Below are 21914 nucleotides of genomic sequence, written 5' to 3'. Positions count from 1 at the left end.
CCAATGCAGAAAATATGTCGCTACACATAGCGCGCTCGCCAGCTAGAACGCGGTGATCCCATCGCAGCCTCGCTGAAGCTCCACCCCTCCCACATTTGATCTTTGACGGGGCTTAGAGCGGCGTCTTCAGGTCCACACCCAGCGCCGTGGCGAAGGCTTTGACCATCGGGCTTCTTGGCGCGTTGTGGCGCAGGATCAGGTTGAACGCGGTACTCAGGTGGACCCGCTCCGGGCACAGGGCGCGCAGGCGCCCTTCCCTTACCAACGACGCGGTGTAGTGTTCCGGCAGAAAGCCCAGGAAGCGGCCGGTGAGGATCAGGATGGCGACGGCTTCCACTTGGGAGGCCGAGGCCGACTGGCTGTCGTGGTTGACGAAGTTGGGCTTGTCGCGGTGGATGGCGTAGCGGTGGTTGACCACTTCGTATTGGCGCAGTACCTCGGGTGGGATGTCGGTTGCGGTGAACAGCGGATGTCCTACGGCGCAGAAGGCGTGGGCCTTTTCTTCGTAGAGTGGGAAGTAGTCGAATTCTTCGCGACGCTGGTACACCGGGACGATGCCGGCGACCAGGCGCCCTTCCACGACGCCGCGTTCAACTTCATCCAATTGCGAGGCGTGCAGGCGCAATCTGATCTTTGGCGATTCGCTGTGCAAGGTGCGCAAGGCGACAATAAGCGGCGAGTTAATGTCGGAGACGGTGTTATCAATAACGCCCACACTAAGGTCACCAATCAGCTCGTTTTGCGCTGAACTAAGCTTGTCGCGAAAACTGTCCACTGAGGTAAATAACTCAATGGACGCTTGATACACCAACTTGCCTTCTTCGGTCAGCCCGAAGCCTTCCCGGCCGCGTGTGCACAGGCGCATGCCGATGCGAATCTCGAGGTCGGAGATCTGTTTGCTGATGGCCGCCAGGCCCACATTCAGCTCGTTTTGCGCGGCACTGAAACCGCCGGCCTCGACCACGGCCATGAATACCCGCAGCAACTTGAAGTCCAGCCCGCTCAGTTGCAGTGGTGGTCTTGTGCCGGGTTTGGGGGGCAGGTTTCCAGAAGTGGAAAGTGGGGTTTCCATAATGCGCGTTGACCTCGAGTGCCATATTCAACAGGCTTGAACCCAATCCTTGAACATAGCCAGGCGGCGATAATGAACATAAACATCCGCCCTTGGCAACCTTGAATACGGCGCGTCAGACGCCGGTTCCAACGCGTTGAAATTTTCTTGTTACTGCCTCCGACTCTTCTAAGAACAAGCGTGAGGAATACCCATGTCCCAGCCCACCGACCGCCTTTGGGGCGCTCGTTTCAAGACCGGTCCGTCTGCGGCATTGGCCGCGTTGTCACGCTGCCCCGAGCGCTATTTTCGCCTCACGCCCTACGATCTGGCCGGCTCCCGCGCCCATGCCCGTGAGTTGCAGCGCGCCGGGTTGCTGGATGAGTCGGAGACCCTGCGCACGCTGGAAGCCCTGGACCGTATCGGCGATGACTTCGCCGCCGGCCGCCTGCATCCAACCCTGGATGACGAAGACGTTCACACCTTTATCGAACGCGTATTGACCGAGCGCCTCGGCGCCCTGGGCGGCAAGCTGCGCGCCGGGCGTTCGCGCAATGACCAGACGGCCAACGACCTGCGCCTGTTCCTGCGTGACCATGCGCGCACCATCGCCACCGAGGTGCTGGGGTTGCAGCAGGCATTGGTCGAGCAGGCCGAGCAGCATATTGAGAGCATCTGCCCCGGCTTCACACATCTGCAGCAGGCGCAGCCGATTGTGTTCGCCCACCACTTGCTGGCCCATGCGCAGTCGATGCTGCGCGATGTGCAGCGCCTGGTGGATTGGGACGCGCGTACGGCGTTGTCGCCCCTCGGCGCGGCGGCGATGGCGGGTTCGGCGATTGCACGCCAGCCGCAGTATTCGGCCAAGGAAATGGGTTACACCGGCCCGTGCGAAAACTCCATCGACGCTGTCGCCAGCCGCGACCATGTCGCGGAGTTTCTGTTTGTGGCGGGCATGCTCGGGGTGAATATTTCGCGGCTGTCGGAGGAGTTTTGCTTGTGGTCGTCGCGCCAGTTTCGCTGGGTAGTATTGGATGACGCCTACGCTACCGGTAGCTCGATCATGCCGCAGAAAAAGAACCCGGACATTGCCGAACTGGCGCGGGGCAAGGCCGGGCGTTTGATTGGCAACCTGACCGGGTTGATGTCGACGCTCAAGTCGTTGCCGCTGTCGTACAACCGTGACTTGAGCGAAGACAAGCACAGCGTGTTGGACAGCGTGGACACCTTGCTGCTGGTGTTGCCGGCGATGGCCGGGATGGTCGCGACCATGAAGGTGCAGGTCGACGAGCTGCGGCGGCAGGCGCCGATGGGTTTTACCCTGGCCACTGAGGTGGCGGATTGGCTGGCCACCCGGGGCGTGCCGTTTAAAGAAGCGCATGAGATTACCGGCGCGTTGGTGCAGGCCTGTGAGAAGCATGAGATTGAGTTGTGGGAAGCCTCGCCGGCGATGCTGGCGCAGGTGGATGCGCGACTCACACCTGAGGTGCGCGATTGCTTGACCCTGGAGGCGGCGATTGCGGCGCGCAATGGGTGGGGCGGAACGGCGCCGGAGCGGGTGAAGGAGCAGATTGGGCGGTTGAAGGTGGCGTTGGCTGAGCAGCAGGTATGGGCTGGGAGTTATCAGGGATTCAGGATTTGACGATCGTTCCCATGCTCTGCGTGGGAATGCATCCCGTGACGCTCCGCGTCGCCACATTATGCGCGGGACGCGGAGCGTCCGGGGCGGCATTCCCACGCGGAGCGTGGGAACGATCAGCATCAAGCAAAATTTTTGGAGAATCACCATGAACCAAACCCCGGCCGAGCGCTTGGAGATAGAGCGCAAGTTGTCCGAGAATCAGTTCGATATCACCCAGTACGAGCACGTACCGCGGCGTTATTATGGACGAATGTTTTTTGCCACGTTGATCGTGATTGCATTGGCGGCGCTGTTGCGCGCGTTTGCCAATGGTCAGATCGAATGGTCCTACATCGGGCAGTTCCTGACGTCTGAAGCCATTCTTTGGGGCCTGGCCAATACCATCATCATGTCGATCCTGGCGATGGCGCTGGGCGTGATCATCGGGGTAATCACGGCAATCATGCGCATGTCGGCCAACCCGATCCTGCGCTACGTGGCGATCACTTACACCTGGTTGTTCCGCGGCACGCCGTTGATTCTGCAACTGCTGTTGTGGTTCAACCTGGCGCTGATCTTCCCGGTGATCGCCATTCCCGGCCTGTTCAGCCTCGACACCGTCGACCTGATGACGCCGTTCGTGGCCGCCCTGCTCGGCCTCAGCATCAACCAGGGCGCCTACACCGCCGAGGTGGTGCGCGCCGGGCTGTTGTCGGTGGACACCGGCCAGTACGAAGCGGCCAAGTCGATCGGCATGCCCAGCCTGCAGGCGCTGCGCAGGATCATTCTGCCGCAGGCCATGCGCGTGATCATTCCGCCGGTAGGCAACGAGTTCATCAGCATGGTGAAAATGACCAGCCTGGCCAGCGTGATCCAGTACTCGGAGCTGCTGCACAACGCGCAAAACATCTACTACGCCAACGCGCGGGTCATGGAGCTGCTGATGGTGGCCGGCATCTGGTACCTGGCGGTGGTGACGGTTCTTTCATTTGGTCAAAGCCGCCTCGAGCGTCGTTTTGCCCGCGGCGCCGGCAAGCGTTCGTAAGTCTGGGTTGAGGAGATTTGCCCCCATGAGAAGCATCGTCAAGGCCGTCAACCTGAACAAGTATTACGACCAGTATCACGCGCTGCGCGACATCAATATCGAGGTCGAGCAAGGCGAAGTGATGTGCATCATCGGCCCGTCCGGCTCGGGTAAAAGCACCCTGCTGCGTTGCGTCAACCAGTTGGAAAAAATCGACAAGGGCGGTCTGTGGGTCGACGGCGAACTGGTCGGTTACCGGGTGGTCGGCAACAAGCTGCACGAGATGAACGAAGTGCAGATCGCCCGGCAGCGCCTGGCCACCGGCATGGTGTTCCAGCGTTTCAATTTGTTCCCGCACATGACCGTGCTGCAAAACATCATCGAAGGCCCGTGCCAGGTGCTCAAGCGCTCGCCCAAGGAGGCCACCGAGGATGCGCTGGAGTTGCTGGCCCGCGTGGGCCTGGCGGACAAGCGCAATGCCTACCCGGTGGAGTTGTCCGGCGGCCAGCAGCAGCGTGTGGCGATCGCCCGCGCGTTGGCGATGCGCCCCAAGCTGATGCTGTTTGACGAACCCACGTCAGCCCTCGACCCGGAGCTGGTAGGCGAAGTGCTGTCGGTGATGCGCGATTTGGCCACCACCGGCATGACCATGATCGTGGTCACCCATGAGTTGGGCTTTGCCCGCGAAGTGTCCAACCGCATGGTGTTTATGGATGCCGGCCAGATTGTGGAAGCCGGCAGCCCCGAAGACATTCTAATAAGCCCACAAAACCCGCGTACCCAAAGCTTTATTTCTGCCGTTCGCACTTAACTAAAAAACTAACGAGAACGCCCCCATGAAAAAGATGTTTATTCCTTCGTTGCTCGCCGGCCTGATGGCTTCCAGCGCGGTGTTCGCGGCCTTGCCCGCAGCCATCAAGGACAAGGGTGAAATCAGCGCAGCCATCGTGCCGAACTACCCGCCGATGGATTTCAAGGACCCGGCCACCAATAAGCTCACCGGCTTTGACTTCGACCTGGGCAACGCCCTGGCCGAACGTCTGGGTGTGAAGATCAAGTGGCAGGAAACCGGCTTCGAGCAGATGCTCAGCGGCCTGACCACCAAGCGCGTCGACATTGTGCTGTCGGGCATGAGCGACACCGCCGAGCGTCAGAAATCGGTGACCTTTATCGACTACTTCACCAGTGGCCCGCAGTTGTACACCCTGGCCAAGCGTGAAGAGATCAAGGAATTGACTGACCTGTGCGGTAAAAAAGTCGGCACCAGCCGCCGTACCACCTGGCCGTCGGAAATTGCCGCGTGGAGCAAGGAAAACTGCGAAGCGGCGGGTAAGCCGGCGATCGTGGTGATCGGCACCGAAGGCTCGGCCGATGCGCGCGCGCAGTTGCAGCAGAACCGCCTGGATGCGGCGATGCAGGGCAGCGAGACGATTCCTTATCTGATGTCGCTGGACAAGGGCAAGTACAAGCCGGTGGGGCTGGCGATTTCCAAGCAGTTCACCGGGCTTGGGATCGAGAAGAGCAATACTGAGTTGGTCGCCGCGATCAGTGAAGCATTGCAGGGCATGATCGATGACGGGACCTACGGCAAGATTTTGAAGAAGTGGGATCTGGAGCAAGGTGCGGTCGAGAAGATCAGCATCAATGCGGGCCAGTAGATACAAGGTCTGAAAATGTGGGAGGGCAAGCCCCCTCCCACATTGGATCTGTGTGATCTTAAGCAACAACAAGGATGCTCTCCCCCACCGTGGCCACCTACTCCCTGGTAATTCGCCGCCTGTTGATCTGCTCGGTGACCATCGTGGTCAGCCGTTCCATGACCAGCCCACTGCTGGCCCTCTGGCTGAGTACCCGTCTGGGCCTCAACCAGCAGGACATCGGCCTGCTGATGGGCGTTGCCGTGTTTATCGCCACGTTGCTCGGTCTGTACGGCGGCTACGTCATCGACCGCCTGGAAAAGCGCAAGCTGCTGATCCTGGCCATGCTCTCCAGCTCCATCGGTTTTCTGTTGCTGACGTTTGCCAGCAACCTCTACCTCACCACGCTGACCCTGGTGATCACTGAAGCCGCGTCGGCGCTGTTCCTGATCGGTTCCAAGGCGATCATCAGCGAAAACCTCGCGGTGGGTGAGCGCGCCAAAGTGTTTTCCCTGCGCTACACCCTGACCAACGTCGGCTATGCCACCGGCCCCATGGTCGGCGTGGTGATCGCCGGCCAACTGCCCTGGGCGCCGTTCCTGATCGCCAGCGCGATTGCTTTTGGCAGCCTGTTCCTGATGGTCGGCATTGCCCCGACCGCACGGGATACCCGTCATAAACCGCAAAGCTTTCTGCGCACCCTGCAGACCTTGCGCAGCGACCGCACGCTGATCCTCTTCACCAGCGGCAGTTTGTTGAGCACCATTGTCCACGGGCGCTACACCCTGTATCTGTCGCAGTTTCTACTGGTTGCCTACAAGCCCGCAGCCGCCTTGAAGATTCTGTCCGCCGTGCTGGCCTGCAACGCCATCACGGTGATTTTGCTGCAGTACCAGATTGGCCGTTTTCTCAAACGCGAGCAGTTACGCCACTGGATTGCGCTGGGCACCTTGCTGTTTATTCTCGGGTTGATGGGGTTCAGCCTGGCCGACAGCCTGGTCAGTTGGTGCCTGGCGATGTTCGTATTCACCTTGGGCGAGATGATTATCTACCCCGCAGAATTTCTGTTTATCGACACCATCGCCCCCGATGCACTGCGGGGCAGCTACTACGGCGCGCAGAACCTGGCGGCGTTTGGCGGAGCGATGAGCCCGGTGATGTGTGGGTACCTGCTGATCAATGCGACGCCGGCCAGCATGTTTTATGCCCTGGCGGCATTGACCGCAGCCGGCGGAACCCTGTGTTTCCTGAGTGGGCGACGGGTTGCAAGTTCTTGCTGATATTTGCGCAGGTTCTCGCTATTAATAGCCAAACCTCTCACGGACCCGAGCCCCATGAAATTCGATACGGCCTACAGCCTGAGTCTCGATGACAAGCTGTCAATCTATGACGTACGAGACCTGAATTTCGACGAAACCGCCGATTTCGATTCCGACACAGACCACTTTCTGTGCCCCAACGATGTCTGCCGCGCGGCGTTCGATACCGGCAATACCCTGAGTACGTTCAACGCAAAGAACCTCAACTACAAGCGCACGCCGCACTTCAAGAACAAGACCGGCACCCGGCATATCGAAGGTTGCCGCTACGCCAGCGCGCACCGGAACGCGACCGGAGAAAGCGATGACGATCGCGAGGAAAACTTCCCGTCGGAGTTTGTGCTGACACGGCGCCAATACGAACGTAAGAGCCACCTGACAGGCACCGAGAACGTCGCCCTGCAAGAATCAACGAAGACCCCTTCAAATCGCGTCGCCACATCCCACGGCCACAACGACACCACCCCGGACAAAACCAGCGTATTCGCCCACCCGGTGGAGTGCTACGTGTCAAATATCGATGACAAGGACAAGCTCAAATCAATGCCGTTGAAAATCGGCGAGCACACGGCGACGTACTGGGCGTTCTTCAAAAAAATCGAATACCTGCAGGACAACAAGGGCCTGATCTACTGGGGCAGGATCAAGGCCATCAAGGACTACACCAGCAGCTTTCGCATCGACTTCGAAAAGAAGGTATGGCTCGACAAAAAGCCCTACACCGTCAACGTCTACTTGAGCAAAAAGCTCATCGAGCACTATCGCAAGCGCACGGCATTTCTGGAGCAGATCAAGGCCGCAGCAGCCAGCGAACAAGCGCTGTATTGCTTTTTCTATGGCGTCACGCCGCAGCTCAAGCACGTGCCGAGCAAGAAGAACCCCGAGCAGACGTTCGGGGTATTCAGTGCCAATATTGAAAACCTGGATCACCTGATCATTCGCGAGGCGCCCGGCGTGGAGTAGGCGCAAGCTGGAACGCCAGCCATTGCCCTGAGTTGATGAGCGGTAGGAACAACTGTATAAAAACACAGTATAGTTGTGCCTCCCCTGTCGAACCTGGAGAAATCCCCATGTCCTCTCTGGCAATGAGCTCTTTCGTAGAACAGCAGATCGTCCTTCATCAATTCACCGCCAAACACAGCGCCCAGGCCCGTGTCATGTTGGGCTGGAGCCGCGAAGAACTGGCCCGCCAGGCTGGCGTGGCGGTGCAGGCCGTTCAACAACTGGAGAGCCATGGCGATGTCGAGGATGAAACTCGACTGGCCCTGGCGTTTTGCCTGGAGGCCCAAGGGCTGGTGTTTTTCCCGGGGTTTGCACCCGGATGGGGAATGAGCAAACGCCGGTTCGACGTCGTATCGGCCGAGCCTGCCACACCTGGCATTATCTCCCGGTTGCTGGGCTCACCCACTGCATCAATTGAGTCAACAACGCCTCAACCGAATGGCGTGTAGAGTCCAGCCGGATCACCGGGCAACTCAGTGGTTTCAACCAGCTTTCATGCCGACGCAAACTGCGCAGGCTGTGGTTGCCGTCGTCGTAACGCGCGGCCCAGTCAAGAAATGCCGCGCTGTTTGCATGGCGGCTGCCGCCTTCGAGTATCTGGTCGCCGTAGCGCTGCTGTTCTCGCACGCGCAGGCGATGCAGGCGGACGTCGGGGTCCAGGCGCAGAAAGACCACGTGGGTGAACAGCGGGATCATGGTATCCCCCCATCCGCATAGCGAGCCGGATAACACCCAACCTTCATGGCGTGCGGTGTGTTCCTGCAGCAGGCGGATGCGCTCACCTTTGGGTCGGGCAGCAGAGAACGGCTCCGGGGTTTGCTGCCAGTAATAGAAGTCCGAGTCGAAAAAGGCCACATTCAGGCAGTCGGCCAACGCCTTGCCCAAGGTGGACGTACCGGCGCCTGCAGCGCCAAGGATGTGAATTCTACAGGCCATGGTTTTCTCTCCATGACATTGAGTTCAAGCCACGCCGACATCGGGCCAGCAGTGGCGCAGCCCTATGCATTATTTGTCGATTGGCCGCACAGGAACAACCTCTGCCGTATGCCATCGGGCAGAGGTTGGATCACATTCAGACGTTGCCTGCAGGTACCTCAGCGGCGTTATCTACCGTTACGGGTGCCGGCGTAAACGGAGTGCCGGGGAGGAATGCCGGTTTTTTGATCGCCTGTGTGGCTTGCTCATAAACGTAGGCAGCCGACAGTAATGTCGCCTCGCTGTTAGCCGCCCCGTAAAGGTAAAGTGCAGTTGGCATACCTTCGTCATCCATGCCGGACGGAACGGACATTCCGGGGTAGCCTGCCGCTGCGGTGAAAAAATAATTGTTCGAGAGGAAATTCGACACCATGGCGTCGAGCTTGTGCTCTTTCATCGGATCATCGATGGTTTTCTGAAAAAGAGGGAGGACGCTCTCCCACAGCTCATCGCGCTGGTCCTGAGTCGTTTCCAGGCCATTGATAATCTCAAGCAGCTTGTGATCAGGCTCACCCGGTTGCTGGGTACGCTGATTGAATGCAATCAGATCGCTAATCGATTTGACCGGCAAGCCTTCGCGTCCGGCGAGATACTCTTCCAAGTGATGCTTGACGTCTGAAAACAACGCTTCGTTGTAATCGCTGTAGGTTTGCTCTTCGACGCCCTCCTCGAGGGTGCCGACGGGCACCAGGATCGCACCTTGAGACCGCAGCACCTCAAGCGCCTCTGCGTAATGCTTGCTGTCGGCGCGCTTCGCGGGGTCCTTTGCATCCTCTTCGGACAATTCAGGCACCGGCGTGTAGCCGATGCGCTTGCCCTTCAACGCATCGGAGCGCAGGCCTTCGGTGTACACACGGGTCTCGGCCATGGCGTTTAGCGCTTCTGCCGCGTCGCAGACATTGCGGGTGAATGTGCCAATCGTATCCATGCGTGAACTGGTCATGACACCTTCGTTGCTCAGCAAGCCTACGGAGGTTTTCAAGCCAAACACGCCGTTATAAGCCGCTGGCGTAATGACCGACCCGCTGGTTTCCACCCCCAACGCCAGCGGTACATGCCCCTGTGCAACTGCCACGGCGGAGCCTGAACTCGACCCTGCTACCACCCCGCCCAGGCGATGTGGGTTCAGCGTTTGGCCGCCTCGCGAACTCCAGCCATCCACGGGCAGTTCAGAGCGGAAGTTGGCCAGTTCGCTCATGTTGGTTTTACCGACAACCACCACCCCCGCCCCCAGCAAGTTGTCCACAACCCTGGCATTTTTAGTCGCCGCCTTTCCCACCAAAGCCCTGGAACCACCGCTTGTTTGCATACGGTCCCTGGTTTCGAACACGTCCTTGAGGGCAATGGGAACGCCGTGCAAATACCCGCGCACATGGCCTCTTTTACGTTCCAGATCGCGAGCCCTGGCGTCGTTGAGGGCATCCGGGTTGGTTTCTACAAACGCGTTACCGCCCTGCAGGCCACGGTCAATATTAGCGATTTGTCTGAATGAGTCCTTCACCAGCGACTCTGAGGTGACCCCGCCCTGGCTGGCCATCTCCCCTGCCATTTGACAGGCGCCTTTGAAGCCCTGCGGCGGATTTGAAAGTTCTTGCAACAGGCCTGACGCCCACCCACCTGCCGAAACGGGTCCGATCATGAAATACCCCTGTAAGTGACTGAATGAGGGTTATCTTGCGATAACCCGACAGCAGTCTAAGAGGTCATTCCGGCAGCGCTGTACAGGCTAATCCTACCGCCCGGTATGATCATTCCATAGCCGCTGTAGGTACGCGGGGTGATATCAACTGAGCATAAGTTCGCAGCACAACCCTCACCCGCTCACTTGCCCAGCGAGCCCCATAAAACCAGAGCCTGGCCCCGTCTTCCAGTGCCTGGCAACCACTGGGGTAGCCGCTTCTGCAGGCGGCATGAAACGCCTGGCTTTGCTCGTCTGATATCAAGGCATCCAGACGATGGCGGGTCGCAAGCTCATCAATGGCCGTGCCGGATTCAAGCGGGTCGCTCGTACACTGCGCGTCCACTGCCACCAACTGCACGCCCGCTTGGCGCAGGATGACGAACGCTCGCTGCAGGGTCGCACTGTGGTCAGCAGGTTCGATATGACCACCGCGTACATAGCGGCTGGCATAACCGATACGCCACCCCTCCAGTACCAGGGATGCACGCGAAGCACTGTTGTTTTGCACCAGGGGGACTTCAACCATCACAGGCTCAGTGGGGTCGACACCACTGATGGCGATCAGTGATAAGGCCGGGTCGCGCGGGGGTTTGATCATGGGCGCCAAAGCGTTGTAGCCGGGTATGAGCACCGCGCCCTCAGCGCGTGCGGCACCGAAGACGATAGCACCGGGGTTGGCGTTATCGGTACGCGCCGCCGTGGTGCTGGCAGAGCCAGGATCAACGCTCCCCTGCTCAACGGCGTGCGACGCCGCCGAGAAGCAGGGTATGCCCAATCGCCATAGTTTCTTGCAATCGTCGCTCATGACAACGTCTCCCCGAAATTAAATTTCCGAGGGATCATCGCACTCCCTTCCGACGTTTGTCGCAGCGTTGAAACACCCTGAAAATACCTTTTTCCACACGCTCGTCAATTAGCCCGCAGCGTGTTCTTTTGCATCATGACGCTCTACTTCCAGCCACCACGCATGCCCTCGCTCGGGCTGGCTGAGCCTGAAAGCCTGGCCCATGGCCGGGGTAGTGATCGACACATTGCGTTCCCAGGCCAGCGCCATGATGCGGTCGAACGGCTCGTGCCAGGCGTGGAACGCCAGGTCGAACGTACCGTTGTGAATCGGTAGCAGCCAACGGCCCTTGAGGTCGATATGCGCCTGCAATGTCTGCTCCGGCTGCATATGCACGTGAGGCCAGTCGACGTTGTAGGCCCCGGTCTCCATGAGGGTCAGGTCAAACGGTCCGTATTGCTCGCCGATCCGCTTGAAACCGTCGAAATACCCCGTGTCGCCGCTGAAAAAAATCCGCCGCGCGTCATCGATCATCACCCAGGAACACCACAGGGTCTGGTTGCCATCAAACAGGCCACGTCCGGAAAAATGCTGCGCCGGCGTGGCAACAAAACGAATGCCATCGACCTCGGTGCCCTGCCACCAGTCCAGTTGCCGCACTTTGTCGGCATCCACACCCCATTTGACCAGCGTGTCTCCCACGCCCAAAGGCGCCAGGAAGTAGCGCGTCTTGTCGGCCAGTTGGACGACCGCCGCGCGGTCAAGGTGGTCGTAGTGATTGTGGGACAGGATCACCGCCTCCAACGGCGGCAACTCTTCAAGGCTGATAGGCGGTTGGTGGAAACGCTTGGGGCCGGCCCAACTGAACGGCGAGGCGCGCTCGGCGAATACCGGGTCAGTGATCCAGAACTTACCGCGCATTTTCAGCAACACGGTTGAATGGCCCAGGCGGAACACACTGTGGTCAGGGGCTGCCATCAGGTGTTCGCGGGTAAGACGCTGTACCGGGATATTGCCCACAGGCCGTGTAGTACGCGGTTTGTTGAACAACATGTTCCAAAAGATACGCAAGGTCTTGCCAAAGCCACCGTGCGGCACCGGCGCATCGTTATGAAAATGCCCCTGCTCCCGCTCGGCAGGCTTGCGCGCAGTGGGTGCGGGATCGAGACGGGTTGAAAGAGTGCCCATTACACAGTGACTCCTACGTCTGCTGATGAATTACACTGCACAGTGTAGTTTCTACATTGCAACAAAATCCTGAACAAGTAAACTACCGAGTGTAACTTCATCTTCGAGCCGAACGCCCTCCATGAATGCCTCCCCACGCCTCACCGACCGTAAACGCGAAGCTATCGTGACGGCGGCCATTGCCGAATTTCGCGCCAATGGCTTCGAGGTCACCAGCATGGACAAGATCGCCGCCACTGCCGGGGTTTCCAAGCGTACGGTGTACAACCACTTCCCCAGTAAAGAAGAGCTGTTTGCCGAAATCATGCACAAATTGTGGGCCAGCAGCGCCGCGCAACTGGATGTGGCATACAGCCGCGACCAACCCTTGCGCGATCAATTGCGCCAGTTGCTGGAAGCGAAAATGAAGATGATGTCGGATACCAACTTCCTCGACCTGGCGCGCGTGGCCATTGCGGCCACCATTCATTCGCCGGCACGTGCCCAGGACATGGTCAACCGCCTGAGCGCCCGTGAAGAAGGCTTTACCCTGTGGATACGCGCCGCCCAGGAAGACGGCCGGCTGAGTGGCGACGACCCGGCGTTCGCCGCTCACCAGGTACAAAGCCTGCTCAAGGCCTTCGCATTCTGGCCGCAGATTACCCTTGGCCAACCTACCCTCGATGCAGCGTCCCAGACCCATGTGATCGAATCGGCAATCGATCTGTTCCTGGCAGGTTATGAGGTCAATGCTCACCGCTGACGGTGCGCCGTCCGGCCTGAGTCGTCTTACAACGCTTCGTCTGAATTTTATTCCGCCAGCCTGCCGAGATAGCATAATGCCGCCATTGGTCGCATGGTCATGAAATACGCCCCCAAAGCGGCGAACTTCTCGGCCGGCCGATCACTCTGAACCCGTTGTTCCACCCCTCTGTCAGCACAAGGAAGCTGGCAATGAGCAAGTCAACCGTGAGGCCCAGATGCCCTACGGGGTCAGGCGCATCTACATGGAATCCTCATACGCATGCCTGCTCGAGCTTCCGACCATGCTATTCAATGCTTACAAAAAAACCATCACCGCCTTGCAACACACCAATGCCCAACAAGCCAGCCTGCTGGACGCGATCGAGCGCTCCATGGCGGTCATCGAATTCGACACGCAGGGCACGGTGCTGCGCGCCAATGACAATTTCCTCAAGACCATGGGCTATCGCGCCGAACAGATCCTGGGCCAACCCCACCGCCTGTTCTGCACACCGGCGTTCGCCCGTAGCGCAGAGTACAACCAGCTGTGGACGCATCTACGCAACGGCCAATTCGAGTCGGGCACCGTTGAGCGAGTGGGCGCCAATGGCCAATCGGTGTGGCTGGAAGCCAGTTACAACCCGGTAAAGGATGAAACCGGCCGCGTGATCAAAGTGGTGAAATACGCGATGGACGTCACCCCACGCCTGCAGGCCGAAAGTGAAGCCAACGCCAAGCTGCAGGCCATCGACCGCGCCATGGCGATGATCGAGTTCAACCTCGATGGCACCATCATCACCGCCAATGCGAACTTCCTGCAGCGCATGGGCTACAGCCTGGCGCAGATCCAGGGCAAGCATCACCGCCTGTTCTGCACACCAGAGCTGGCCGGCAGCGCCGCCTACAGCGAATTCTGGAAACGTCTGAACCAGGGTGAACTGTTCAACGGCCAGTTCGAGCGCGTGGACAAACACGGCAACACGCTGTGGCTCGAAGCCAACTACAACCCGGTGTACGACGCCAGCGGGCGTCTGTGCAAGGTGGTGAAGTTTGCGTCGGACGTCACCGCCCGTGTGCAACAGCATGCCGCTGACGCGCAAAGCGCTGCGCAGGCGTATCACCTGTCGCTCAATACCCAGGACATGGCCGAAAAAGGCGCCGACGTGATTCAGAAAACCGCCACCGGCATGCGCGAAATCGCCGTGGATATTGACGCTTCCTCGCAACTGATCGCCAAGCTGGGCGAGCGCTCGCAACAGATCACCACCATCGTCAACACCATTCGCGGGATCGCCGACCAGACCAACCTGCTGGCCCTCAACGCCGCCATCGAGGCCGCCCGCGCGGGCGAGCAAGGCCGTGGCTTTGCCGTGGTCGCCGATGAAGTCCGCCAATTGGCGGCGCGTACCAGCGGCTCCACGACGGAAATTTCCGGCATGATCGCCATGATCCAGGACGAAACCCGCCAGGCCATCGACAGCATGGACGCCACCCGCGACCGTGCGGCCCAGGGCGTGGAGCTGGCCAACCAGGCCGGTACGGTGATCCTGCAGATTCGTGAAGGCACCAGCGAGGCGGTGCAGGCGGTGAGCGCGTTCGCCAATGAGCGGGGCAATCGCTGACGGCTTCTTCATGTGCCTGGCCGGGAGGCTCGGTCTATAGTGCGTAAGCCTTACGCCCTCGACTCGAGCCTGCCATGACCTCAGATAAACCCGACCCGATCCCTGTCGACCACCTGCGTTTCCATCGCCACCACGCTCACCTGGCGCCGACCTTTGGCAACGATACCTTTGCCCTCAAGGCCGAAGCCTTCGCGCGCTTCTTTGGCACCCCAACGTTCCTTGGCGCGCAAACCGCCATTGTGGTGCTGTGGGTGGTGCTGAACGCGACCGGCATCACCCACTTCGACGTCTACCCCTTCATCCTGCTCAACCTGGCCTTCAGTCTGCAATCGGCGTATGCCGCGCCGCTGATCCTGCTGGCCCAGACGCGCCAGGCGGCGCGCGACAAAGCCCAGTCCGACGCCGACGCGCAGCACCGCGAAGCCCTGGCCACCGCCAATACCGCACGTCAGGCCCAGGCGGAACAGACCACCCAACAGCTGCTGGAACTGTTGGAGCAGAACACGCGGTTGACGCAAATGACCAAACAGCTGACCGAGCGTATCGAAACCCTGACCAGTGAAATGCATGAGCACTTTGTGCGCAAAACCTAACGGCGCAGCCAGCGCACGTGTCGCCCCAGCTCATCAAACAGCGTCACCACCGAACGCAACGCCCGGCAATCAGGGCGCGTCAACAGCCACAGCGCCGTGTCATGTCCTGCCAAAGCGGGGCCCAGCCGTTGCAAGCCATCGTCGATCAGGAAATCCGGCAACGCCGCCACCCCAAGCCCGGCGCGTACCAATTCCGTCACCGACTGCATGCTGTTGCAGCGATAACCGGGACGCACGCCCGGCAGATGCTCGCGGCGCCAGGCCACGGTGGGGTGGTCGGGCAAAAAGTCATCCGGCGCGATCCAGGTCAGATCGGCCAGTTCATGGCCTGCATGCCGACGGGCATAGTCGGCACTGGCGCACACCTGATACGTCACCGTGCCCAGGCAACGTCCGACAAGATGCTCCGGCGGGTTCCTGGTCAGGCGCAGCGCGATATCCGCATCGCGGCGGCTGAGGTTGGCGAAATCGTTGGAGGTGCTCAGCTCCAGGATCAACGCCGGATAGTCCGCCATGAAGCTGGCCAGGGCGGGTAGCAGCAAACCTTGCAGCACCGAGTCGGAACAGGTCAGGCGCACCGTGCCGCTGATCACTTCACCGCCCTGCTCCACACCGATGCGTGCAGCCTCCAGGGCAAGCTCTGCGCGCTCGGCCTGTTGCGCCAAGTGGTTGGCCAAACTGGTGGGCAGATAGCCGGCGCGGCTTTTTTCAAACAGCGGTTGGCCCAGGGCTGCTTCCAGGCGCCGTACCGCGCGGAACACCGTGGACACATCCACGCGCAGCAACCCCGCCGCCCGCGCCAGCGTGCCGCCACGCACCAGAGCGAGGACCAGCGACAGGTCGTTATAGTCGAGCTGATAGTGCGTGGCTGCATTGACCATGTGGGAAAACGCCAATATCGATTGCGTGAGCGCCAATCTATAGTGCCCACCAGGACACCACAAGCTATGGGATGCACACGATGAACGACACCCCGCTGCACCTCGCTCTGATCGGCGATTACAACCCCGACGTGATTGCGCACCAGGCCATCCCGGTAGCGCTGCAACAAGCGGCCCAAGCCCTGAAGCTTGACATCAACCTGCACTGGCTCGGCACCGACACCCTCACCTCCACGGCATCGCTGCACGGGTTTGACGGCTTCTGGTGCGTGCCTGCCAGTCCTTACCGCGATACCGACGGCGCGCTGCGAGCCATCCGCTTTGCCCGCGAACAGCGGCGACCGTTCCTCGGCACCTGCGGTGGTTTTCAGCACGTGGTACTCGAATATGCCCGCAACGTGCTGGGATGGGCGGATGCCGAACACGGCGAGTTGGTACCGGACGCCGAACGCGCGGTCATTACGCCATTGAGCTGTGCGCTGGTGGAAGCCAGCGACACCGTGCGCCTGCTACCCAATACGCGTATCGCCCAAGCCTACGGCAGCCTGGATATCCACGAAGGTTATCGTTGCAGCTACGGTATCAATCCGCAGTTCGCTCACGCACTGCTCGACGGAACGTTGATCCCCGGCGGCCATGACGCGGCTGGCGAGCTTCGCGCGATAGAGCTGCTGGGCCATCCATTTTTCGTCGCCACCCTGTTCCAGCCCGAACGTGCCGCCCTCAAAGGCACCACGCCGCCGCTGGCGATAGCCCTGCTCAAGGCGTGCCGGGAGGCCGCGGCATGATCGCCAAGACACCGACGCCACCTTACTACGCGGTGATTTTCAGCTCACTGCGCACCGAGGGCGACCAGGGCTACGGTCAGGCCGCCACGCGCATGCTGGAACTGGCGCGTGAACAGCCGGGATTTCTCGGCGTGGAGTCGGCGCGGGAAGAGGGTTTGGGGATCACCGTGTCCTACTGGAGCAGCGAAGCGGCGATCCTGACCTGGAAACAGCAGGCCGAGCATCGACAGGTGCGGGAGCAAGGGCGTTCCCTCTGGTACACCGCGTTTCAAACTCGCGTATGCAAAGTAGAACGCGACTACGCATTCCCGACGTGAGCCCCAGGCCCGCTCCCCCAGGTTGACCTGCACACAGGTGCAGGCCTAGCTGACCAGGCTGCGCAATGCACTGATCTGCGCGATCTCGATCCGGCGCATATACACCCGCAACGGTTCGCTGATGTTGAGCCGGTCGTCGATATTCTGCTCCAGCAATAACTGAATGCGCGCGCGCGACAGGATCATGCTGTGGTCGGCAGCCGGGACCCAGACGAACTCGGCGGTGGGAATGATGCCGTCATCGGCCACGTCCATGCCGAAGGCATCTTCGCTGAAACGCACGATGTACTGGCCAGTCTTGCGATTCAGGCCAACAAAACCGTGGAGTTGGTCGGCGGCCTGGCAGATAAGCTCGGAAGTGATGTGCATGGTAAACCTCACTGAAAAGTCCCACAGGGACTGGAAAGATGGTTTACACGCGTGGCAAAAAATACCGCCCTCTGACGGGGCAGCTGCGGCCAAGAGTACTGCAATACATCACAGAAAAACCCTAAAAATTGTCCCGCGCGCAGGTTAATGTCGGTTTGGTGATAGCGCCTTTCGCAATCAATTGTTAAAAAGGACGCCTTCTCAAAGTTACCTCCACGAAAGGACTTCCCATATGCCTGTCACGTTAACCAACGGCCTGGTGCGCACCACGATAGGGAGTGCCGTGCTGCTGGCGCTGATGCTCGGCCTTGCTCCCGCACAGGCTGCCGACCCGATCAGCCCGGCTGAATTGGCGACAAACGAAGGCATCCCCTACCCTGCGGTGATCGCCCACCGTGGCGCGTCCTATGACGCCCCCGAGTCCACCGCCGCCGCTTACAAGGTCGCGCGTGACCTGGGCGCCGACTACCTGGAACTGGACCTGCAGCGCAGCAAGGACGGCGTATTGTTCGCCCTGCACGACAACAACCTGCAGCGCACCACCGACGTGGCGACCAAGTTCCCCGAGCGCAAAGACGCGCCGGCCAACGAATTCACCTGGAAAGAACTGCAAAGCCTCGACGCCGGCAGTTGGTTCAACGCCGCCTACCCGGACCGTGCACGCCCGGGTTTCGTCGGCCTGAAAATTCAGAGCCTGGATGACATCATCAAGATCGCCGAAGGCAATCCGCAACATAAGCCGGGCCTGTACATCGAGACCAAGGAGCCCAAGCAATTCCCGGGCATCGAAGCCGACCTGAAAAACAAGTTGCTCGACAAGGGCTGGTTGAGCTCCGCCGGCTCCAAGCTGGGCAAGAGCAACACCGGCGTCGGCCAGGGCAAGGGCCGTGTGGTGCTGCAAACCTTTGAGGTGGCCAGCTTGAAAGAACTGCAAAAAGAAATGCCCAACACGCCGAAGATCCTGCTGTTGTGGGTCGGTGAAGGCAGCATTGAGCCCAAGTCCAAGGTGACGTTCGCCGAATCCGGCGAGGCGACCAAAGCGGCCTATTACGCCAAGCAGGAACCGAAAGACGCGGCCGAATTCGAAAAATGGGTCGACCAGGCCAAAAGCCTCGGCGCCATCGGCACCGGCCCTTCGGCAGAGCTGACTGACCATGGCGACCAGAGCTACACCGACCTGGTCAAGCCTGAGATGAACAAGCTGACCCACGACAAGGGCCTGTTGGTGCACGTATACACCGTGGACGAGCCGGTCGACTTCGACAAGGTGATGAAGGCCGGCGTCGATGGCATCTTCACCAACCGTGCCGCCGAACTGCTGAAGTTCTACAAGCGCTGGCCGTCGTCCAGCGTGCAGGACCTGTTGAGCGATCATAAATACTGAGGCGTTGGTGTCAGTGAGCCATTAAGGATGAGTTAAGTTGCGCCGGTTAATCTGGCGCCACTTAAACAGCTCAACCAGAAGGACACACACCATGAAAACCCTGACCGCTTTGTTCGCCGCCACTGCCCTGACACTGACTGCGGGCCTGGCCCAGGCGGATATTCGTCCGGACCAGATTGAAGGCCTGCTCAAGTCCGGTGCCGTGATGCCATTCGAAAAACTGAACGCTGCGGCCGTGGCCAAACACGCTGGCGCAACGATCAACGACACCGAGTTGGACCACAACAACAGCGGCGTACTGGTCTATGAAGTTGACCTGACCGACACCGCCGGCAAGAACTACGAAGTGAAGCTCGACGCCAAGACCGGCGCTGTGCTGGAAGACAAACTCGATACCTGAGTTCAATCCAAAAAAACGCGCCACCTTCGGGTGGCGCTTTTTTTTGCCCTGCCAAAGATCAAATTCGCCCTACACCCTGCAAGGTCGTTAAACTCAGCGACATCGACCGAGCACTACGCTGCCGTCATCGCCAATATGAGAACGTCCATGGGGCAGAAAACCGCCGACATCGCCACCATCGGCCGAATCAGTGCCGTGCCCGCGATGCTTCGCGTCATCAGTGACATGACCGGCCTGCGCTTTGTCGCCGTCGCCCGAGTGACCGACAACACCTGGACCGCCTGCGCCGTGCTCGACCAACTGGCCTTCGGCCTGGACGTGGGGGGCGAACTGGACCTGACCACCACCATTTGCCATGAAATCCGCGGCTCCCATGTGTCCGTGGTGATCGACAATGCCAGTGAAGACCCGCTGTACCGCACACATCACACCCCACTGATGTACAGGTTCGAAAGCTACATCTCAGTCCCCGTGTTCCGTACCAACGGCAGTTTTTTCGGCACCATCTGCGCCCTCGATCCGAACCCCGCGCAGCTGCGCAGCAGCACCATCCAGTCCACCATGGAATCGTTCGCACGGGTCTTATCGCTGCAAATCGAAGCCGAGGAAAACCAGCAGAGCACCGAAGACACCCTGCGCGAAGAACGCAACACGGCGCAGCTGCGCGAACAATTCATCGCGGTACTGGGTCACGATCTGCGCAACCCGCTGTTCGCCATCAACGTTGGCGCCGAACGCCTGCTGCGTAAGCACCCCCACCCTGCCACGGACAACATCGTGCGCCATATCCTGGCCAGCGGGCGCCGTGCAGCGCAGTTGGTAGAAGATGTTCTGGATTTTGCGCGCGGGCGGCTGGGCGGCGGTATTCCATTGCAGTTGGGCAACTGCGAAGACTTGCAAACCGCCCTGCAGCAGGTGGTGGCGGAATTGCAGAGTGTGCATCCCGAGCGTGACATCCGTGCGCAGATCGGAATGGTCGAAGGCATCAGGGGTGACCGTGACCGATTGGCACAATTGCTGTCCAATCTGGTGGCCAATGCTGTCAGCCACGGTGATCCTGACGGTCCCATCGAAGTGAGTGCGACAGTTGAACAGGCGCACTTCGAACTGGTGGTGAAAAACGCCGGGCAGATCAACCGGCAGGCGCTGCCGAGGCTGTTTGAACCCTACGCACGCCCCGCCACCGAAGGCCCGCAGGCCGGCCTTGGCCTGGGACTGTATATCGTCAAACAGATTGCCGACGCCCATGGCGGCGAACTGAGCGTTTGCAGCAGTGAACTGCAGGGCACGGTGTTCACCTTCCGCCTGCCAGTGGCGTGAGCCAGCATCCAGTCGCGCCACCCTGAACAACGCCCGCGCCTGGGTAAGCCGTCATAAAAACGTCAGATTTGTCTGTAATGATGGGCCACGCGACCTGTGAAATGTCCTACAGGCTTTTTCTGTGCGAGCCCCCATGAACCACAGCATTGACCACGCCCACCAGGATCCCGACCTGTTTGGCCTGCTTTACGGTTTCCGCTTTCTGCCCGGCGAAAAAGGCCAGCAGATTGATTCCGCTACCGCCCTGCAATGCCTGCAACAACCCGGTGACCCGCAGGAATTTCTCTGGCTGCACCTGAACCTGGCCCATGCCGCCTGTGAACGCTGGATGCAAGCGCACTTGGAACTGCCCGAGGAGTTCTTCGAAGCGCTGCACGAAGGTTCGCGCTCCACGCGCATCGAGCATGTCGATTCGGCCCTGCTGGCGGTAGTCAACGATGTGGTGTTCAACTTCAGCAGCATGGTTTCCTCGGATATATCCACCTTGTGGGTGTGTGCGCGCAGTCGCCTGCTGATCAGTGCGCGCCTGCAACCGCTGCACTCGGTGGATAAGTTGCGCTCGTCGGTGAAGGCCGGTGAACGTTTTCGCTCGCCGCTGGAGTTGCTGGTGCATTTGCTGCGCGACCAGGGCGAAGTGCTGACCCAGATCGTGCGCAAGACCAGCCTCAGCGTCGATCATATCGAAGACCAGTTGCTGTCCTCGCGCCTGTCCACCAACCGCGCCGAACTCGGTGCCGCGCGCCGCGTGCTGGTGCGCTTGCAACGCCTGCTGGCGCTGGAACCGGGTTCGCTGTTGCGCCTGCTCAACCGGCCGCCGCAATGGCTGCAAAAGGAAGACGTGAAGGAGTTGCGCAAATCCACCGAAGAGTTTGCGCTGATCATCAACGACCTGACGGCCCTGGGCGAACGCATCAAGCTGTTGCAGGAAGAGATCGCCGCCAACCTCAACGAGCAGAGCAACCGCACGCTGTTCACCCTCACGGTGGTGACGGTGCTGGCGCTGCCGATCAATATCATCGCCGGCTTTTTCGGCATGAATGTGGGTGGGGTGCCGCTGTCCCAGGACCCGGAAGGCTTTTGGATATTGGTCGCGCTGGTGGCGACCTTCACCCTGATTGCCGGGCGCTGGGCATTCAGAAAGCGTAAGGATTTAATGAACTGAAAGGCCCTCCCCCACCTGAACACTGACCTGCCGCAGCATCTCTGTAACAATTTGCAATGATCATGAACGCCAT

23 protein-coding genes are annotated in these 21914 nt (G+C 60.0%); 16 read left to right on the top strand and 7 right to left on the bottom strand.

Annotated features, from left to right (window positions below):
• Positions 1 to 112: 112 nt before the first annotated feature.
• Positions 113 to 1072: a LysR family transcriptional regulator gene (locus BFP90_RS08550; protein WP_065896446.1), complete on the bottom strand. Its 960-nt coding sequence runs from the start codon at positions 1070 to 1072 to the stop codon at positions 113 to 115.
• Positions 1073 to 1265: 193 nt separating this feature from the next.
• On the opposite strand from BFP90_RS08550, the gene argH reads away from it, so the two are divergent.
• The 7 genes from argH to BFP90_RS27180 all read left to right on the top strand — a co-directional run bounded on the left by argH (position 1266) and on the right by BFP90_RS27180 (position 8103).
• Positions 1266 to 2693 carry an argininosuccinate lyase gene (gene argH, locus BFP90_RS08545; RefSeq protein WP_065896445.1) on the top strand — a complete coding sequence of 476 codons (1428 nt, stop codon included), beginning with the start codon at positions 1266 to 1268 and terminating at the stop codon, positions 2691 to 2693.
• A 145-nt stretch (positions 2694 to 2838) separates the two neighbouring features.
• Positions 2839 to 3717 carry an amino acid ABC transporter permease gene (locus BFP90_RS08540; protein ID WP_065896444.1) on the top strand — a complete coding sequence of 293 codons (879 nt, stop codon included), beginning with the start codon at positions 2839 to 2841 and terminating at the stop codon, positions 3715 to 3717.
• Between the two features lie 25 nt (positions 3718 to 3742).
• Entirely contained in the window at positions 3743 to 4507 is a 765-nt protein-coding gene (locus BFP90_RS08535) for an amino acid ABC transporter ATP-binding protein (RefSeq protein WP_065887758.1), read from the top strand.
• Between the two features lie 25 nt (positions 4508 to 4532).
• Positions 4533 to 5354 carry an ABC transporter substrate-binding protein gene (locus BFP90_RS08530; RefSeq protein WP_065894998.1) on the top strand — a complete coding sequence of 274 codons (822 nt, stop codon included), beginning with the start codon at positions 4533 to 4535 and terminating at the stop codon, positions 5352 to 5354.
• An 89-nt stretch (positions 5355 to 5443) separates the two neighbouring features.
• Positions 5444 to 6613 carry an MFS transporter gene (locus tag BFP90_RS08525; RefSeq protein ID WP_065896455.1) on the top strand — a complete coding sequence of 390 codons (1170 nt, stop codon included), beginning with the start codon at positions 5444 to 5446 and terminating at the stop codon, positions 6611 to 6613.
• A 54-nt stretch (positions 6614 to 6667) separates the two neighbouring features.
• Positions 6668 to 7615, top strand: a complete 948-nt coding sequence (locus BFP90_RS08520; protein WP_065896443.1) for a hypothetical protein — start codon at positions 6668 to 6670, stop codon at positions 7613 to 7615.
• Positions 7616 to 7722: 107 nt separating this feature from the next.
• On the top strand, positions 7723 to 8103 hold the full coding sequence (locus BFP90_RS27180; protein WP_083203185.1) for a helix-turn-helix domain-containing protein: 381 nt from the start codon (positions 7723 to 7725) through the stop codon (positions 8101 to 8103).
• On the opposite strand, the gene BFP90_RS08510 is transcribed toward BFP90_RS27180, so the two are convergent.
• From BFP90_RS08510 to BFP90_RS08495, 4 genes are all read right to left on the bottom strand, one after another.
• A complete protein-coding gene (locus BFP90_RS08510) occupies positions 8033 to 8590 on the bottom strand; it encodes an AAA family ATPase (RefSeq protein ID WP_065895001.1) in 558 nt (185 codons plus the stop codon). The two genes, BFP90_RS27180 and BFP90_RS08510, sit on opposite strands and share 71 nt — an antisense overlap.
• A gap of 136 nt (positions 8591 to 8726) precedes the next feature.
• Entirely contained in the window at positions 8727 to 10178 is a 1452-nt protein-coding gene (locus BFP90_RS08505; RefSeq protein ID WP_065895002.1) for an amidase family protein, read from the bottom strand.
• A gap of 199 nt (positions 10179 to 10377) precedes the next feature.
• Positions 10378 to 11115 carry a hypothetical protein gene (locus BFP90_RS08500; protein ID WP_176718025.1) on the bottom strand — a complete coding sequence of 246 codons (738 nt, stop codon included), beginning with the start codon at positions 11113 to 11115 and terminating at the stop codon, positions 10378 to 10380.
• 108 nt (positions 11116 to 11223) lie between these two features.
• Complete coding sequence (locus BFP90_RS08495) at positions 11224 to 12282, bottom strand: MBL fold metallo-hydrolase (RefSeq protein WP_065896442.1); 1059 nt, start codon at positions 12280 to 12282, stop codon at positions 11224 to 11226.
• Positions 12283 to 12403: 121 nt separating this feature from the next.
• Here BFP90_RS08495 and BFP90_RS08490 point away from each other — a divergent pair, with 121 nt between their 5' ends.
• From BFP90_RS08490 to BFP90_RS08480, 3 genes are all read left to right on the top strand, one after another.
• Positions 12404 to 13024, top strand: coding sequence for a TetR/AcrR family transcriptional regulator (locus tag BFP90_RS08490; protein ID WP_065896441.1), 621 nt, complete (start codon positions 12404 to 12406; stop codon positions 13022 to 13024).
• Between the two features lie 283 nt (positions 13025 to 13307).
• On the top strand, positions 13308 to 14627 hold the full coding sequence (locus BFP90_RS08485; protein WP_065896453.1) for a methyl-accepting chemotaxis protein: 1320 nt from the start codon (positions 13308 to 13310) through the stop codon (positions 14625 to 14627).
• 74 nt (positions 14628 to 14701) lie between these two features.
• Entirely contained in the window at positions 14702 to 15220 is a 519-nt protein-coding gene (locus BFP90_RS08480) for a DUF1003 domain-containing protein (RefSeq protein ID WP_065895005.1), read from the top strand.
• Here BFP90_RS08480 and BFP90_RS08475 read toward each other — a convergent pair.
• Positions 15217 to 16101, bottom strand: a complete 885-nt coding sequence (locus BFP90_RS08475; protein ID WP_065895006.1) for a LysR family transcriptional regulator — start codon at positions 16099 to 16101, stop codon at positions 15217 to 15219. The two genes, BFP90_RS08480 and BFP90_RS08475, sit on opposite strands and share 4 nt — an antisense overlap.
• 80 nt (positions 16102 to 16181) lie before the next feature.
• On the opposite strand from BFP90_RS08475, the gene BFP90_RS08470 reads away from it, so the two are divergent.
• A complete protein-coding gene (locus BFP90_RS08470) occupies positions 16182 to 16889 on the top strand; it encodes a CTP synthase C-terminal region-related (seleno)protein (protein WP_065896440.1) in 708 nt (235 codons plus the stop codon).
• Positions 16886 to 17206: an antibiotic biosynthesis monooxygenase family protein gene (locus tag BFP90_RS08465; RefSeq protein ID WP_065896439.1), complete on the top strand. Its 321-nt coding sequence runs from the start codon at positions 16886 to 16888 to the stop codon at positions 17204 to 17206. The genes BFP90_RS08470 and BFP90_RS08465 overlap by 4 nt, the downstream gene beginning before the upstream one ends.
• Before the next feature lie 45 nt (positions 17207 to 17251).
• Here BFP90_RS08465 and BFP90_RS08460 read toward each other — a convergent pair whose 3' ends face one another.
• A complete protein-coding gene (locus BFP90_RS08460; RefSeq protein ID WP_065896438.1) occupies positions 17252 to 17575 on the bottom strand; it encodes a DUF2025 family protein in 324 nt (107 codons plus the stop codon).
• Between the two features lie 232 nt (positions 17576 to 17807).
• On the opposite strand from BFP90_RS08460, the gene BFP90_RS08455 reads away from it, so the two are divergent.
• The 4 genes from BFP90_RS08455 (at position 17808) to BFP90_RS08440 (ending at position 21841) form a co-directional block, all read left to right on the top strand.
• Complete coding sequence (locus BFP90_RS08455) at positions 17808 to 18959, top strand: glycerophosphodiester phosphodiesterase family protein (RefSeq protein WP_065887746.1); 1152 nt, start codon at positions 17808 to 17810, stop codon at positions 18957 to 18959.
• Positions 18960 to 19050: 91 nt separating this feature from the next.
• Positions 19051 to 19359 (top strand): PepSY domain-containing protein, encoded by a 309-nt coding sequence (locus BFP90_RS08450; protein ID WP_065887745.1) that lies wholly within the window; start codon positions 19051 to 19053, stop codon positions 19357 to 19359.
• Between the two features lie 147 nt (positions 19360 to 19506).
• Complete coding sequence (locus BFP90_RS08445) at positions 19507 to 20679, top strand: sensor histidine kinase (RefSeq protein ID WP_065896437.1); 1173 nt, start codon at positions 19507 to 19509, stop codon at positions 20677 to 20679.
• A 133-nt stretch (positions 20680 to 20812) separates the two neighbouring features.
• Positions 20813 to 21841 (top strand): transporter, encoded by a 1029-nt coding sequence (locus tag BFP90_RS08440; RefSeq protein ID WP_065887744.1) that lies wholly within the window; start codon positions 20813 to 20815, stop codon positions 21839 to 21841.
• Positions 21842 to 21914: the final 73 nt, after the last annotated feature.

The sequence above is a fragment of the Pseudomonas sp. 24 E 13 genome (assembly GCF_900004715.1).
GTDB lineage: Bacteria > Pseudomonadota > Gammaproteobacteria > Pseudomonadales > Pseudomonadaceae > Aquipseudomonas > Aquipseudomonas orientalis_A.
This window is presented reverse-complemented; position numbering and strand designations above follow the sequence as displayed.

What these genes read in the sequence shown, in the direction of transcription:
- BFP90_RS08550 (WP_065896446.1), bottom strand. Translation starts at nt 1,072, where the DNA reads ATGGAAACCCCACTTTCCACTTCTGGAAACCTGCCCCCCAAACCCGGC.
- argH (WP_065896445.1), top strand. Translation starts at nt 1,266, where the DNA reads ATGTCCCAGCCCACCGACCGCCTTTGGGGCGCTCGTTTCAAGACCGGT.
- BFP90_RS08540 (WP_065896444.1), top strand. Translation starts at nt 2,839, where the DNA reads ATGAACCAAACCCCGGCCGAGCGCTTGGAGATAGAGCGCAAGTTGTCC.
- BFP90_RS08535 (WP_065887758.1), top strand. Translation starts at nt 3,743, where the DNA reads ATGAGAAGCATCGTCAAGGCCGTCAACCTGAACAAGTATTACGACCAG.
- BFP90_RS08530 (WP_065894998.1), top strand. Translation starts at nt 4,533, where the DNA reads ATGAAAAAGATGTTTATTCCTTCGTTGCTCGCCGGCCTGATGGCTTCC.
- BFP90_RS08520 (WP_065896443.1), top strand. Translation starts at nt 6,668, where the DNA reads ATGAAATTCGATACGGCCTACAGCCTGAGTCTCGATGACAAGCTGTCA.
- BFP90_RS27180 (WP_083203185.1), top strand. Translation starts at nt 7,723, where the DNA reads ATGTCCTCTCTGGCAATGAGCTCTTTCGTAGAACAGCAGATCGTCCTT.
- BFP90_RS08510 (WP_065895001.1), bottom strand. Translation starts at nt 8,590, where the DNA reads ATGGCCTGTAGAATTCACATCCTTGGCGCTGCAGGCGCCGGTACGTCC.
- BFP90_RS08505 (WP_065895002.1), bottom strand. Translation starts at nt 10,178, where the DNA reads ATGGCAGGGGAGATGGCCAGCCAGGGCGGGGTCACCTCAGAGTCGCTG.
- BFP90_RS08500 (WP_176718025.1), bottom strand. Translation starts at nt 11,115, where the DNA reads ATGAGCGACGATTGCAAGAAACTATGGCGATTGGGCATACCCTGCTTC.
- BFP90_RS08495 (WP_065896442.1), bottom strand. Translation starts at nt 12,282, where the DNA reads ATGGGCACTCTTTCAACCCGTCTCGATCCCGCACCCACTGCGCGCAAG.
- BFP90_RS08490 (WP_065896441.1), top strand. Translation starts at nt 12,404, where the DNA reads ATGAATGCCTCCCCACGCCTCACCGACCGTAAACGCGAAGCTATCGTG.
- BFP90_RS08485 (WP_065896453.1), top strand. Translation starts at nt 13,308, where the DNA reads ATGCTATTCAATGCTTACAAAAAAACCATCACCGCCTTGCAACACACC.
- BFP90_RS08480 (WP_065895005.1), top strand. Translation starts at nt 14,702, where the DNA reads ATGACCTCAGATAAACCCGACCCGATCCCTGTCGACCACCTGCGTTTC.
- BFP90_RS08475 (WP_065895006.1), bottom strand. Translation starts at nt 16,101, where the DNA reads ATGGTCAATGCAGCCACGCACTATCAGCTCGACTATAACGACCTGTCG.
- BFP90_RS08470 (WP_065896440.1), top strand. Translation starts at nt 16,182, where the DNA reads ATGAACGACACCCCGCTGCACCTCGCTCTGATCGGCGATTACAACCCC.
- BFP90_RS08465 (WP_065896439.1), top strand. Translation starts at nt 16,886, where the DNA reads ATGATCGCCAAGACACCGACGCCACCTTACTACGCGGTGATTTTCAGC.
- BFP90_RS08460 (WP_065896438.1), bottom strand. Translation starts at nt 17,575, where the DNA reads ATGCACATCACTTCCGAGCTTATCTGCCAGGCCGCCGACCAACTCCAC.
- BFP90_RS08455 (WP_065887746.1), top strand. Translation starts at nt 17,808, where the DNA reads ATGCCTGTCACGTTAACCAACGGCCTGGTGCGCACCACGATAGGGAGT.
- BFP90_RS08450 (WP_065887745.1), top strand. Translation starts at nt 19,051, where the DNA reads ATGAAAACCCTGACCGCTTTGTTCGCCGCCACTGCCCTGACACTGACT.
- BFP90_RS08445 (WP_065896437.1), top strand. Translation starts at nt 19,507, where the DNA reads ATGGGGCAGAAAACCGCCGACATCGCCACCATCGGCCGAATCAGTGCC.
- BFP90_RS08440 (WP_065887744.1), top strand. Translation starts at nt 20,813, where the DNA reads ATGAACCACAGCATTGACCACGCCCACCAGGATCCCGACCTGTTTGGC.